A 13,292-nucleotide genomic window follows, 5' to 3' on the forward strand; every position below is an offset into this window, starting at 1 on the left:
TCGGCGCGCGCCGCCGGGGACGCGTGCCCCGGCGGCGTGCGCTCGGCTCAGTCGGCGCTCACCGTCGCCGCGGCGCGCGCCGCCCGCATGTCCTGTATCTCGCGTTCGAAGTCCTCCGCGGAGGTGAAGGAGCGGTAGACCGACGCGAAGCGCAGGTAGGCGACCTCGTCGAGATCACGCAGCGGACCGAGAATCGCCAGACCGACCTCGTGGCTCGGCACCTCGGGGGAACCCTTCGCCCGTACGGCGTCCTCGACCTGCTGCGCCAGCAGGTTCAGGGCATCGTCGTCGACTTCGCGGCCTTGACACGCGCGACGCACGCCGCGGATGACCTTCTCCCTGCTGAACGGTTCGGTGACGCCGCTGCGCTTGACCACGGACAGGATCGCGGTCTCGACCGTGGTGAAACGCCTCCCGCAGTTCGGGCATGATCGTCGACGACGGATGGCCGCGCCTTCCTCGGCCTCGCGCGAGTCGACCACCCGCGAGTCAGGGTGTCGGCAGTACGGGCAATGCATCCGAGAGATCCTTCGTCGATGCGCGTGCTCGCGTCCGGTCCGGCTTCCGATCGGCGTGACCGGTCCGGCGAGCACGTATACAGGGGCGTGAACCCGGTACGGGGTACATCCCCGTTGACGCCTGGTATACCTCCATAGCCATTCGAGAATACTCGGTGGCTACGGGGTCATCCGCGCGGAGGCGCGCACATTCACCCATCGACGGTCTCGGGGTCGCCGCCACGGTAGCAACGCGTTCTAGTTATCGCCCGGGAAATCAGCCGGTATCGCGACAACCGTCAACGCGGGAGCGGATCCCGCGCGTCGGTCTGGTGTACGACCACCCCCGGCACCGTCGCGGGCGCCTCCTCCTGGAATGTGCCCGCCCGCCAATGCGCGAGCCCGATGAGCGCCGTCACGACCAGCGCGCTCAGCAGCGCGGCCACCGCCAGCGCCGCGAAACCCAACTCGGCCTGCGCGACCCTGGCGTCCATGGGATGCACGCCGCGCGGATTCCGCGCCGACGCGGTGCGCACGGAACCCCGCCGATACAACTCGGCCACACCGCGTGGCCTGCTCCCGCGCGGACGCCGATCCGACGACGGCCGCGCCGCGGGGTCGAGTGACCGCACGCCGCCGTGGCGCGTGCGCCGCACCCGCGGCACGGATTCGGAGGCCGGGTCGACACCCGCGCCGACGGCGTCGGTGGGCGCGGGAACGGTGGTCGTTGCAGTGAGATCTCGGATCACGGTGCGCATCGGACAAACCTCCGTGTGGGGTGCTGTGCGGTCGTTCCAAGGAGTCGTTATTCGATCATGTGTTCGAAGAACCCGTGTTCGATTTCTACCACGGCCAACCGACAATGTCAGCGGTAACACCCGACATACGTCGAACAGATGTTTGAAACATCGGGCTGACCGGACTAAATTCAGTGAGCGACATCATCAACAGGAAGGCGGTTGCCGGTGAGCCACACAGACGACACGGGTGACGAGAGCGGAGCCGGGGCCGACCCGTCCCCGATCGGGGCGGATCTCACCGTGCGTCAGCGCAAGGTACTGGAGGTCATTCGCACTTCGGTGAGCGAGCGCGGCTACCCGCCGAGCATCCGGGAGATCGGCGATGCCGTCGGCCTCACCTCCACCTCCTCGGTCGCCCACCAATTGCGCGCCCTCGAACGCAAGGGCTATCTGCGGCGCGATCCGAATCGTCCACGCGCGGTGGACGTGCGCGGTCTCGACGAGGCCGTGCGCGCGGTGACCAGCCTGCCCGGCGCGGCGGTCGACGACCGTGACAACACCCCCGATCCGGGCCATCCGGTTCCCACCTACGTGCCGGTCCTCGGCCGGATCGCCGCCGGTGGTCCGATCCTGGCCGAGCAGGCGGTGGAGGACGTCTTCCCGCTACCGCGCGAATTGGTGGGCGAAGGCTCGCTGTTCCTGCTGAAGGTCGTCGGACAGTCGATGGTGGACGCCGCCATCTGCGACGGCGACTGGGTGGTGGTGCGCCAGCAGAACGTCGCCGACAACGGTGACATCGTGGCCGCCATGATCGATGGCGACGCCACCGTGAAGACCTTCAAGCGCACCGGCAAGGATGTGTGGCTGATGCCGCACAACCCGCTGTTCGAACCGATTCCGGGTAACGACGCACGTATCCTCGGCAAGGTCGTCACGGTCATCCGCAAAATCTGAGCGCGTAATTCGGCAGCGGGGCAGCGACAATGCATTGTGGCTGCCCCGCTTTCGTTTGACCCGACGCCGACGCGGCCCGAAGAGTTTTGCGGTGACCACCCCCACCTCGGCGGATCACAGACTCGCTGGTGATACGCGTTCCCGAAATGTGAGGGCGGGTGACGTCGCAAAATCACACAACAGCGCGCGGTAATCCTTGTGATCTTTCACGCATTCCAGAAGTGTTACACGCCAATGTGATTCAGCTAATCTCAGACTTCGGGTGATGCCTGCATCGCGGCATCCGGCGTCGGGGCCGGCGGTATCACCGCTGCCACGCAGCCGCCGCACTCCCTGGAACAAAGGAAACACACCCTTGTCTCGGACGCTGACCAGGATCCTGGCGGTCCTGATCACCCTGTTCTCAGCCGGTTCGCTGATGACGACCGCGGTCGCCGATCCGCTGTACCCCTCCCCCGACCCCGACCCCTTCTTCGCTCCGCCCAGCGATCTGGCCGCCAAGGCGCCCGGCGACGTCGTGCGCACCCGCCGCATCGACTCCGGACCCTATGTCGGCACCGAAGGCTGGCAGGTGGCGTTCCGCTCGACCAATTCCGGCGGAAATCCCATCATGGCCGTCACCACGGTGCTGATGCCGACCGGTGTGAAGAATCCCCCGTTGGTGTCCTACCAGGCGCTGATCAATTCGCTGGGCACCAAATGCAATCCGTCGCGCTCGCTGTTCAACGGCGAGCTCCAGGATTCGGTCGGTGCGATGCTGCCGATCGGGCGCGGCTGGGCGATTTCCCTGCCGGATTACCTCGGCCCCAATGTCGCCTACGGCGCGGCGAAGCTGAGCGGCATGGTGACGCTGGACGGCGTGCGGGCCGTGCAGCGCGCCACCGAGATCGGGCTCGCCGACTCGCCCGTCGTCATCGCGGGCTACTCCGGCGGCGGCATGGCCTCCGCGTGGGCGGGCGCGCTGCAACCAAGCTACGCGCCGGAACTGAAGCTGGCCGCGGTCGTGGCAGGCGGTATCCCGGCCGATCTCGAACAGATGGCGCTCGGTCTCGGCTTCGCACCGCACCCCGGCTTCGGTCTCGCCTTCGCCGCGGCGATGGGTTTGGAACGCGAATACCCGGACCGATTGCCGGTTTCGGAGCAGCTGAACAACACCGGTCTGTGGTTCCGCGATATCACCCATGACGAATGCCGCCGTTTCCTACTGTTCCACGGCGCCCTGCGCAGCGCCGATCAGCTCGCGGCGTCCAAGAGCCTGATGGACAGCCCCGCCGCGCGGGAAGTCCTGCACGAGAACAGCCTTCGCTTCTACTCCGGCACGCCGACCGCCCCGATGTACATCTGGCAGGGCATCTACGACGAACTGACGCCGTTCGACACGGTCAAAGAGGTCGTCGACCGGTATTGCCGCGCGGGTACCCCGCTGACCTTCGCTCCGTACGATATCGCCGAGCACATGACCACGGCGGTCGCCGGATTCGCCGACGCGTGGAATTACGTCGAATCCCGTTTCCGCAACGACCCGGTCCCCGTTCGCTGCTGACGGACGCACGGTAACCGACCGGGACACGGCTACCGCGAAAAGGGGCGAGCGCATGAGGTGCGCTCGCCCCTTTTCTGTTCGACGACGTACCGGGCGACACCGCGGCACCCGGCGAACTCGCGGGGCGCGCCACAATGGTGGGGTGAGCGATCTCGTGTGGTACGCCGCCTACGGATCCAACCTGCACCGCAGCCGGTTGGCGTGCTATCTCGAGGGCGGCACGCCGGTCGGCGGGGCGATCGATCTGCCCGGATGTCGCGATCACGCCGCGCCGCGCGGCTCGCTGCCGCTGATCCTGCCCGGTCTGCTCTACTTCGCCACCGAATCCGTGACCTGGACCGGCGGACGGGCCTTCTACACGCCGGACGCGCCCGGCGAAACGGCCGCCAACGCCTATCTGCTGACCGTCGGACAGTTCTCCGATATCGTCGCCCAGGAAATGTATCGCGCGCCGGGAACCGATCTCGACCTCACCGAGGTCATCGATACCGGCCGCACCGCCCTCGGACCGGGGCGCTACGAAACCCTCGTGCGCACCGGCGCTGTCGACGGTCACCCCGTCGTGACGTGTACCGCCCCGTGGCGTCACACCGAGATCTCCGGCAATCCGCCCGCGCCGGCGTATCTGCGTCATCTCGCCGCAGGACTGGCCGAATCCCACGGCTGGCCGCTCCCCCATATCGCCGCCTACCTGGCCGGGCGCCCCGGTGCGGATCTGAGGTGGACCACCGAATCCGTTACCGCCGTCATCGATTCCGATATCGCGGGCTGAGTCGGCCGTCACCGGTTCCGGCAGCCGCCACCCGGATGCCCGCTCGCCCGACACAGCACTCCGCCCGACACAGCACTCCGGCCGACACCTCACGGTACCGGCCGGAGTACGAAACCCCGTGCGATCAGGACAGTTTCAGTGATCTTCCGATAATTTCCTTCATGATCTCGGTCGTCCCGCCGTAGATCGTCTGGATGCGGGCGTCCATGTACGCCTTGGCGATCGGGTATTCCTTCATGTAGCCGTAGCCACCGTGCAGTTGCAGGCAGCGGTTGATGAGGTCGAGTTGTTCCTCGGTGCTCCACCATTTCGCCTTGGCGGCGTCTTCGGCGGAGAGCTTCTCCGCGTTGAGGTCTTCGATGAAGCGATCGACCATGATGCGCACGGCGGTGGTCTTGGTGGCGAGTTCGGCGAGGACGAAGCGGGTGTTCTGCAGCGCGCCGATGGGTTTGCCGAAGGCCTTGCGGTCACGGACGTACTGGATGGTCATATCCAGGCAGGCCTCCATCGCTCCCGCGGCCATGACCGCGATGGACAGGCGTTCCTGCGGCAGGTTCTGCATGAGGTGGATGAAGCCCATGCCTTCGGTGCCGAGCAGGTTCTTACCGGGGACGCGGACGTCGGTGAAGCTGAGTTCAGCGGTGTCCTGCGCCTTGAGGCCCAGTTTGTCGAGGTTGCGACCGCGTTCGAAGCCGGGCATACCGCGTTCGACGACGAGCAGGCTGAAACCCATCGCGCCCTTTTCCGGATCGGTCTGGGCGACCACGATGACGATATCGGCGTTGATGCCATTGGTGATGAAGGTTTTGGCGCCGTTGAGGATCCAGTCGTCACCGTCGCGGACCGCGCGGGTTTTGATGCCCTGCAGATCGGAGCCGGTGCCGGGTTCGGTCATGGCGATGGCGGTGATGATCTCGCCGGAACAGAAACCGGGCAGCCAGCGCTGCTTCTGCTCCTCATTGGACAGGTCGAGCAGGTAAGGCGCGATGACGTCGTTGTGCAGAGTGAAACCGAGTCCGGAGTACTGCCCTTTGGTGACCTCTTCGGTGAGGACCGCGTTGTAGCGGAAATCCTTGACTCCGCCACCGCCGAACTCCTCCGGCACGGCCATGCCGAGGAAGCCCTGTTTACCCGCCTCGAGCCACACGTCGCGATCGACTATGCCCGCTTCTTCCCACTTCGCGTGGTTCGCCGCGACGTGCTGATCGAGAAACTTGCGGAACGACTCCCGGAACAGCTCGTGCTCGGGTTCGAACAGTGTGCGCTCCACACCAACCTCCTAGTGACAACACCGGCCGGACCAGACCGACCCGTCGTTGTCACACACGGTACCCGGAACGAGAACCGTTGTTCACTTCTGGTGGCAGAATCGTTGCCTCACCAGGAGCTGTCATACACAGTTCCTTGTAATTCCCCGCAAACCGAACGACTCGAGGAGCCGATCCGAGCCCCGGCCGGGAACTTGTCACGAGGCGCGCGTGAGCCTGCGCGCCTGTTGCTGGGTGGAGATCATCGCGAGTGTGGCTTCGGCACCCTGGTTGTCGTTGCGGCCGGTGTGCTCGAGGCCGTCGCAGCAACCGCCGCTGATCGGGTCGACCAACGGAGTCGCCATATCGTTGGCGCCGTAGAACCACGCCTGGCACATCAGCACCGAATTCTTCCAGCGCTCGTCGCCGGTGTCGTCGTATGCGCGCGCACAGGCGTCGGCCAGGGTCGCGACCTCGATGGGCTGCTGGTCGAAGCCGGGCCGGGCTTCTCCGGTCGTCCACCCGTCGACCGGGGTGACCGACAGGTGGTCGCCGGAGGTTTCGATATCGAGCAGCCAGCGCAGCATCGCCAGGCCGTCGGCCTGCGTGCGGCCCTGCCCGGGGAGCTGGGCGCCGACCGCGAGCAGCGCCTCGGCCAAGACGGCGTTGGCGTAGTGCAACCGTGGTTCGGGCCAGCGCCAGTCGAGTCGGCGAGTAGGCGGTCCGATCGACTCGGCGGCGTCGACCAGCAGTTCGCGGGCCTGGGCGTTTCCCGGATACACACGCAGCACCTCGGACGCGCCGAGCGCGGCGAACGCCATCGCACGGGGGAATTCGGAACGTCGGCGAGCCGCGGTGCCGAAATGCGTCAGCGCGGTCTCCGCCAGATCGGGTCTGCGGGCGACCACGGAACCGAGCGCCCAGAGGGCGCGCCCCCAGTGGTCTTCGACACTCGGTTCGTCCTGCCAATTATGGTCCGCGCCCCGGCGATTGTGGCAGCGTCCGTCCTCGCTCAGCGCCGCGATGAGGAAGTCCAGATATACCCGGATGAGTTCGAGTAATTGTTCGGTGGGCTCGGGCTCGCGGACCGCGACAACGAGGGCACGGGCGACGTCATCGACGCAGTAGCCGTTCTCGACGCGCGGTACGGTCAACTTCGCGTGTTCGAAGATGCCGCATTCGTCGCTGAGCCGGAATAGATGTTCGTAGGAAATAGTCATGGTATTCATACCGACACCGACCTATTCGATCTGTGGTCAGGAACGAACGCGCGATATCGCGCATCCGCGAACGTCCGGTACAATTCCCGAATCACTTCGGCCTTCGGACTGCGATAGAACCAAACCGACACTGGGTCAGCCCTTCTGCTTCGAGGCAGCGCCGCCGGTGCCGCTGTCTGCAACCACTCAATTGGCTGAACGTGTTACGCCGAAGCGCTTGAGAATCCGCGAGAAAAAAGGACACGGCGGATCGACCACTAGACCTCCCAGCATATCACTCCGGCTCGGAGGCCCCGGTGCGACGAAATCGGTGAAATATTTGTCGAAAAAGCCACGGATTATCGGCATCTCGCGGACATCACCCACCGCACGGCATATCGCCGACGCCATTCGATCACCGAATCCGACTGGCAGAGTTGATATTCCGGTGCGGTGCGGGCAAGCATCGCCATGAGGTCGGCTTCACACCCGAGGCGACGCTATTCGCCGGACAGGTCGCTGGAGGCGTCCCCCGACGCCCGTCGCATCCTGTCGTATGCCTCGTCGGGCGGGGTATGCGCCGGAATCACCAGCAGCGTCAGGTGGGACGCGTCCGCGCCGAACAACTGCATGGTGTCGGGCGCTTGCCCGAGGCCGGGGCCGACGATCTCGATGCCGTCGGCGCGATCGATATGGCGCTGCGAGACGCTGACCGCGTTCCAGTCGAAGCCGATGCGCGCGACGGGGCCCAGACGCGGAACGAGGGCGCTGACCAGGTCGTGCAGTTCCGCGGTGAGGTTATCGGTCCACGGCCACCATGCGCCGTCGACACCATCCGAACCGGTGTCCGCTCCGCACAGCAGCAGGCGGGGTGTGCGGGTGGGCGTGCGGAACGGCTGCTCGGGCGACCGGGGCGCGCCGGCACTCTCGCCCATTTCGCGATGGTTGGTGATCGGGCGGCGCGGGTGGATGTCAATCATCATCTTCTTCTCCGTTCAACCGGCGGCCAATGCCGTCGGATCGGGAACGACCGTGGCCATCAGGGCAGCGTGCGCGGTGTTCTCGTCGGTGGCCGACGGGATCACGCGCAATACGATCAGACCGCTGTCACGGCCGAAGACATACATCGTGTTCCAACGCTCGAAGCGGTAGGCGTCGAGGCGGACGGCGCGTCCGTCGACGGTCATTCGCGCGGGCGCCTGTGTCCAGCACGCCGGGTCGTAGACCACTCGCCAGACCGGGCCGAGCCCGACCGACAACACCGCGAGCAGATCCGGCAATTCGGTGGTGAGGTCCTCGGATCTCGGCCACCACGCGCCGTCGATATAGCCATTGCGCTCGGCCTTGGGCTTGAGCCGCAATCGGGGTGTGAACTCCGGCGGTACGCGATGACGAGCGGACGGTCGGTGGATCTGACTCGTTGCCATGATGGCGCTCCTGTTCAGCGGCGGGCGTGCCACGGCCATGAGATGTGCGCGCCACGGCGTCTCGTGCCGCGATGAGAACGGTGTGCCCGCCGATGCTCGCGAGCGGATCACCGACAGCGGCCGACCAGATCGGCGGATGTGTCGATTCCTCCAGTAAACGCCGGTTCGCCCCCAATGTCAACGTTGTAGGTCTACACTCATGACCTACAACGAAGATACCCCTGCGGAAGTGGAGACAGTTTCCGATATGACCGAGCCGCCAGCCAACCGCTCGAATTCTCGATCGCGGAACCAGCGCACCGATCCCGTCGCCACCGGCCGCGGCGACAACCCTGTCACCAGGGCGACGGTACTGAAAGCGGCACTGGAGATCATCGACCTGGACGGGGTCGACGCTTTGTCGATGCGCCGACTCGCCGAGGCGGTGGGGCGGGATCCGATGGTCATCTATCGCCACGTCGCGAATAAGGCCGCGGTTCTGGACGGAGTCGCCGAGATCGTGTTCGAACAGTTGACGGTGGACTCGTCCGACCCGGACTGGGCCGCCCAATTGCGAACGGTCGCGCGCGACTTCCGCCGACTGGCGCTCACCCATCCGCGCGTGGTGCCACTACTGGTGACCAGGCCCTTGGCGACCCCGTTGGGCCTGCGCCCGCAGGCGGTGGTCCGCCCGCTGGAGGATATTCTCGCGCTGCTCACCGGCGCCGGATTCTCCGGAGCCGACGCGCTGCACATCTACCGCATGGTCTTCGGATTCCTCTACGGCCACGTCCTCAACGAACTACAGGAAATGGTGGAGCGCCCCGAGGAAACCGACGAGGTGCTCCGGCTCGGATTGCACAGGTTACCCATCGGCGAATACCCGCTGCTGCGGGGATTGGCTCCGGTGCTCGCCGCCTACGACGGCGCCGCCGAACTCGAGCGGGGCCTGGACGTTCTGCTGACCGGACTCGCCGCGACGATACCGAACGCCGACTGATCTGCGATACCACTCGACGGCACCGCCGTCTACAGCGTCATTCTACACTGTAGACATACGCTGTAACTGGGGCGTACGCTGTGGTTATACCGGTTCATGCGACGACCGGCCAGCGCTATTCGGCGGCTATCGACCGGTAGGCGGGCCGTAGGCAGGAACAGTCCGATGACGATCGACGGCAGGATCGCGCAGCACATTCGAGCGTTCGCGGCGAGAGTACGATCTTCACTTGCCGGAACGGATGAGGCCAGCCGTCGTCGTACCGATATCGGTGGCAAACCCCCACACAGCGTGGTCGGCCGGGTGGCGAAACTGCTCGGGCACGCATTCGAACGCTGAGCATGTCGGCCGGTTTCCTCACAGCACATCGTGTTCACCCGCCCACCGTGGCAACAACCAAGAACTCGGGGATAACAATGGCAATTGCACAGGTCGCCGCCTATGCGCATCTGAGCGCGTCCGATATCGAGGCACTCGGCGATGAACTCGACGCGATACGCCGCGACATCATCGATCAGCGCGGTGCACGAGATGCGGCATATATCCGGCGCACCATCGCATTCCAACGGATACTCGATCTGGCCGCGCGGCTGACGATCGGTCTCACCAAGAACAGGCCCGGCTGGTTCCTCGGAACCGTGGGACTGGCGGTGGCGAAAAGTATCGAGAATATGGAGATCGGCCACAATGTCGGCCACGGCCAGTGGGATTGGATGAACGATCCGGAAATACATTCCGGCACTTGGGAATGGGACATGGCAGGCGTCTCCGCGCACTGGCGTTATTCACACAACTATCGCCATCACGTCTTCACGAATGTGCTCGGCATGGACGAAGACATCGGCTTCGGCGTCATGCGGGTGACGCGCGACGAGCCGTGGCGGCCCGGCCATATGCTGCAACCACTGCGGAATCTCTTGCTGGCGGCCACCTTCGAGTGGGGTATCGCCCTGCACAGCCTCTATTCCGAGCGTGAACGCGCGAAGGACCCCGCGCAGAAGTCGATCCATACCAGGGCGTTCCTCGGCAAGATCGCCCGGCAGATCGGCAAGGACTATCTCCTCTTCCCGGCTTTCAGCGGTCGGCGCTGGCGGCGGACACTCTCCGCGGTCGCGAGCGCCAATGTGCTGCGAAATCTGTGGGCATACCTGGTGATCTTCTGCGGGCATTTCCCTGATGGCGCCGAGAAGTTCGCACCGAACGTGCTGGAGCGCGAAACCAAGCCCGAATGGTATCTGCGTCAGATGCTCGGTAGCGCGAATTTCAACGCGGGGCCGGTCCTCGCGTTCCTCAGCGGCAACCTCTGCTATCAGATCGAGCATCACCTCTTTCCGGATCTGCCGAGCAATCGCTACGCCGAGATCGCCCAGCGGGTACGCGAACTCTGCGACAAATACGATCTGCCGTATACGACCGGCCCGCTGCCGCGCCAATATCTGCTGACACTGCGCACCATCCACAAATTGGCGCTGCCGGACAGTCTGCTGATCGCGACATCCGACGATGCGCCCGAGACGGCATCCGAACGAAAATTCACCGTTCTCGAGACATTTCCCGGCGTGCAGGATCAGCTGCCACACAGCCACAGCGGGCTGCGCACGGCATTGCGGCGGGTGTCGCGGACCCGGTGACCGGAGCCCTCCGCGAACGACCCGGTCGGATCAGCTCGCGGCCAGCCGAAGGATCCGGTGATCGACGCCCCGCCGGTGAGCAGATGGGCGGCCGGATCGGCATAGCGGCGCGCCCCCGTCCCGGCGCGACGGGTCTCAGATCGGCAGCATCGAACGGAGGCGACCCGCGAGGGTTCGCCCCGCATCGCGCTCCCGGGTACTGAACAGGTATTTCAGCTCCTCTTCCAGCCCCTTGCGCACCACGGCGCACAGATCCGCCGCGGCGACGTCGAGGTCGGCGGCATCGCGCCACGGCGCCGGGTCGATCGGCGTGCCCACCGAGAAATAGAAGCGCTCCGGGCGCGGCAGCACCGTCGCCGCGACACCGCGCAGCAGTGGCGGGGTCAGATTCGACTTGAGTCCGAGCGCCTCGACGGCCCAGCGCACCGGGCGCATCACCGGGTGCTCGCCGTCGAAGACGATGTCGTAGGCGTCGTCGGCGCCGATCATCGCCACCGGCACGATCGGCGCGCCCGCCTCGATCGCCATCCGCGCGAATCCGGTACGGCCTTCCCACTTCAGCATGTATTTCTCGTTCTTACGGCGGATCGCCTCCCTGCCGCCGCCGGGGAAGACGATCACCGCGTCACCGCGTCGCAGCAGTGCCAGGCAGTTGTCGCGAGTTCCTCGGACCGTGCCGTAGTAGTGCAGGAAATGCCGCAGCCCCGGCACCGCGATCAACACGTTCTCGGCCAGCCCGCGAATCACCCGGCCGCGTTTGCGCAGCACCTCGGGAAAGAGCAGTGGCGCATCGATGACGCCCATCAGATTGTGATTGCCGACCAGGAGCACCGGCCCCTCGGCCGGAATGTTCTCCAGACCGAAGTAGCGCGGACTCGTCCAGGCGCGCAGCGGCGCCAGCAGCGTCTCCAGCAGTCGGAGATCGGTGTCGTCCAATGTCACGTCGAGCTTCGCGCCGTCGGACAGATATGCCTTTGCAGGCGAGGATTCAAGCATCGGTGTTCCCATCGAATGTCGGATCCCAGCACTTCGTCGTAATGGAATGTCGTACAACCCCTGCGCCGTGTACAGATACGGCTTCCCCAGACACGGTACCGCACGGGATTGGAACAGGTTACATCGCCGGGCGACCGTACCGGCTCACCGGGACGGACCCCGAGGGTCCTGTGCCGGTGGGCCGTCGCGACGTCCATGCGATGATGACGCAGGTGACGGGCGATTCTGAGTCTGAGACGGTGGCGAGCGTGCGGCGACAGGCCAGACCGACCAAGGCCGATGTGGCTCGGCTTGCCAAGGTGTCGACGGCGACGGTCAGCTATGTACTGAACAACGTCGCCGGTCAGACGATCTCGGCGCAGACGCAATCGGTGGTGCGCGAAGCCGCGCGACAACTCGGGTATCGACCCAATCTCGCCGCCCGCAATCTGGCCATCGGCGGCAGTGGCATCGTGCTCTACATCGTGCCGCAGATGGCGATGGGCGAACTCGCGATGGAGGTCGGCAGCCGCCTGACCACCGCCCTCGCGCAGCACGGCATCGTGCTGTCATTACAGTTCGAGACCGACGACGCCGAGAACGTGGTCGACGCGATCTCGAATCTGAATCCGATGGCGGTCGCGGGCACCTTCCCGCTCAGCGGTGCGGCGCTGGAGGCGGTCAAGGCCGCGGACATACCTCAGATCCACCTCGGAAGCCAGAATCTGCGCACCCTCGCGTCCTTGGATCAGACCGTCGGTGAGTTGCGGGTGGCGCATCTGGCATCGCGCGGACACCGACGGTTGGCCTTCGCGTATTCCGACGACCGGAAATTGCGACCGCTCGGCGAGTACTGGCTGCGCGGCATACGCACCGCCGCACGGACGCGGGATCTGCCCGAGGTGGAGGTAGGGACGCTGGCCGCGAACGGTTCGAACGCTGCCGAGGTGGTGTCCCGATGGTTCGAGCAGGGGGTGACGGCCGTCTGCGCGCAGAGCGACGAGGTGGCTTTCGTCCTCCTGCACGGGATTCGGCACGCGGGTTTGCGCTGCCCGGGAGATCTCGCGGTCATGGGTGTCGACACCATCGCGCTCTCGGCGGTGAGTGATCCGCCGTTGACCTCGGTGGCATTTCACGCCGAGGAAATCGTCGAGGTGGCGGTGTCCGCCATGATGAGGACGTTGGGCTATCCCACCCGGTCGGTCAAGGCCGACGGCGATTTCGCCCGACTGGTCGAACGCGAATCGACCTGATCCGCACGCTGATTCCCGATCTCGGATAACGCTGCGGTACTTTGGTTTACGCGTGTGGATCAGCCGTGCCGTAGC

At 65.6% G+C, this 13,292-nt stretch carries 13 protein-coding genes; 6 read left to right on the plus strand and 7 right to left on the minus strand.

Annotated features, from left to right (window positions below; all coding sequences use genetic code 11):
- Positions 1-47: 47 nt before the first annotated feature.
- Together nrdR and ABZS43_RS14420 are read right to left on the minus strand one after the other, a co-directional pair.
- Positions 48-518 (minus strand): transcriptional regulator NrdR, encoded by a 471-nt coding sequence (gene nrdR / locus ABZS43_RS14415; RefSeq protein ID WP_355036323.1) that lies wholly within the window; start codon positions 516-518, stop codon positions 48-50.
- 278 nt (positions 519-796) lie between these two features.
- Complete coding sequence (locus ABZS43_RS14420) at positions 797-1,255, minus strand: hypothetical protein (RefSeq protein WP_355036324.1); 459 nt, start codon at positions 1,253-1,255, stop codon at positions 797-799.
- A 264-nt stretch (positions 1,256-1,519) separates the two neighbouring features.
- Here ABZS43_RS14420 and lexA point away from each other — a divergent pair, with 264 nt between their 5' ends.
- The 3 genes from lexA (at position 1,520) to ABZS43_RS14435 (ending at position 4,506) form a co-directional block, all read left to right on the plus strand.
- Positions 1,520-2,191 (plus strand): transcriptional repressor LexA, encoded by a 672-nt coding sequence (gene lexA, locus ABZS43_RS14425; RefSeq protein ID WP_355036405.1) that lies wholly within the window; start codon positions 1,520-1,522, stop codon positions 2,189-2,191.
- Positions 2,192-2,609: 418 nt separating this feature from the next.
- Positions 2,610-3,734: a lipase family protein gene (locus tag ABZS43_RS14430; RefSeq protein WP_355036406.1), complete on the plus strand. Its 1,125-nt coding sequence runs from the start codon at positions 2,610-2,612 to the stop codon at positions 3,732-3,734.
- Between the two features lie 142 nt (positions 3,735-3,876).
- The gene (locus tag ABZS43_RS14435; RefSeq protein ID WP_355036325.1) at positions 3,877-4,506 is read left to right on the plus strand and encodes a histone deacetylase; all 630 of its coding nucleotides are present in this window, start codon (positions 3,877-3,879) and stop codon (positions 4,504-4,506) included.
- 124 nt (positions 4,507-4,630) lie between these two features.
- Here ABZS43_RS14435 and ABZS43_RS14440 read toward each other — a convergent pair whose 3' ends face one another.
- The 4 genes from ABZS43_RS14440 to ABZS43_RS14455 all read right to left on the minus strand — a co-directional run bounded on the left by ABZS43_RS14440 (position 4,631) and on the right by ABZS43_RS14455 (position 8,379).
- Positions 4,631-5,776 carry an acyl-CoA dehydrogenase family protein gene (locus ABZS43_RS14440; RefSeq protein ID WP_355036326.1) on the minus strand — a complete coding sequence of 382 codons (1,146 nt, stop codon included), beginning with the start codon at positions 5,774-5,776 and terminating at the stop codon, positions 4,631-4,633.
- Positions 5,777-5,971: 195 nt separating this feature from the next.
- The gene (locus ABZS43_RS14445) at positions 5,972-6,973 is read right to left on the minus strand and encodes a glycosyltransferase (protein ID WP_355036327.1); all 1,002 of its coding nucleotides are present in this window, start codon (positions 6,971-6,973) and stop codon (positions 5,972-5,974) included.
- A 479-nt stretch (positions 6,974-7,452) separates the two neighbouring features.
- Positions 7,453-7,932 (minus strand): DUF5994 family protein, encoded by a 480-nt coding sequence (locus ABZS43_RS14450; protein ID WP_355036328.1) that lies wholly within the window; start codon positions 7,930-7,932, stop codon positions 7,453-7,455.
- Between the two features lie 15 nt (positions 7,933-7,947).
- On the minus strand, positions 7,948-8,379 hold the full coding sequence (locus ABZS43_RS14455) for a DUF5994 family protein (protein WP_355036329.1): 432 nt from the start codon (positions 8,377-8,379) through the stop codon (positions 7,948-7,950).
- Positions 8,380-8,626: 247 nt separating this feature from the next.
- Here ABZS43_RS14455 and ABZS43_RS14460 point away from each other — a divergent pair, with 247 nt between their 5' ends.
- Positions 8,627-9,358, plus strand: a complete 732-nt coding sequence (locus ABZS43_RS14460) for a TetR/AcrR family transcriptional regulator C-terminal domain-containing protein (RefSeq protein WP_355036407.1) — start codon at positions 8,627-8,629, stop codon at positions 9,356-9,358.
- Positions 9,359-9,774: 416 nt separating this feature from the next.
- A complete protein-coding gene (locus ABZS43_RS14465; protein ID WP_355036330.1) occupies positions 9,775-10,989 on the plus strand; it encodes a fatty acid desaturase in 1,215 nt (404 codons plus the stop codon).
- 135 nt (positions 10,990-11,124) lie between these two features.
- Here the strand turns inward: ABZS43_RS14465 and ABZS43_RS14470 are convergent, their stop codons facing one another.
- Complete coding sequence (locus tag ABZS43_RS14470; RefSeq protein ID WP_355036331.1) at positions 11,125-11,985, minus strand: lysophospholipid acyltransferase family protein; 861 nt, start codon at positions 11,983-11,985, stop codon at positions 11,125-11,127.
- A 212-nt stretch (positions 11,986-12,197) separates the two neighbouring features.
- Here ABZS43_RS14470 and ABZS43_RS14475 point away from each other — a divergent pair, with 212 nt between their 5' ends.
- Positions 12,198-13,217, plus strand: coding sequence for a LacI family DNA-binding transcriptional regulator (locus tag ABZS43_RS14475; protein ID WP_355036332.1), 1,020 nt, complete (start codon positions 12,198-12,200; stop codon positions 13,215-13,217).
- Positions 13,218-13,292 lie beyond the last annotated feature (75 nt).

It is taken from the genome of Nocardia sp. NPDC005366, from assembly GCF_040606855.1.
Taxonomy (GTDB): Bacteria; Actinomycetota; Actinomycetes; order Mycobacteriales; family Mycobacteriaceae; genus Nocardia.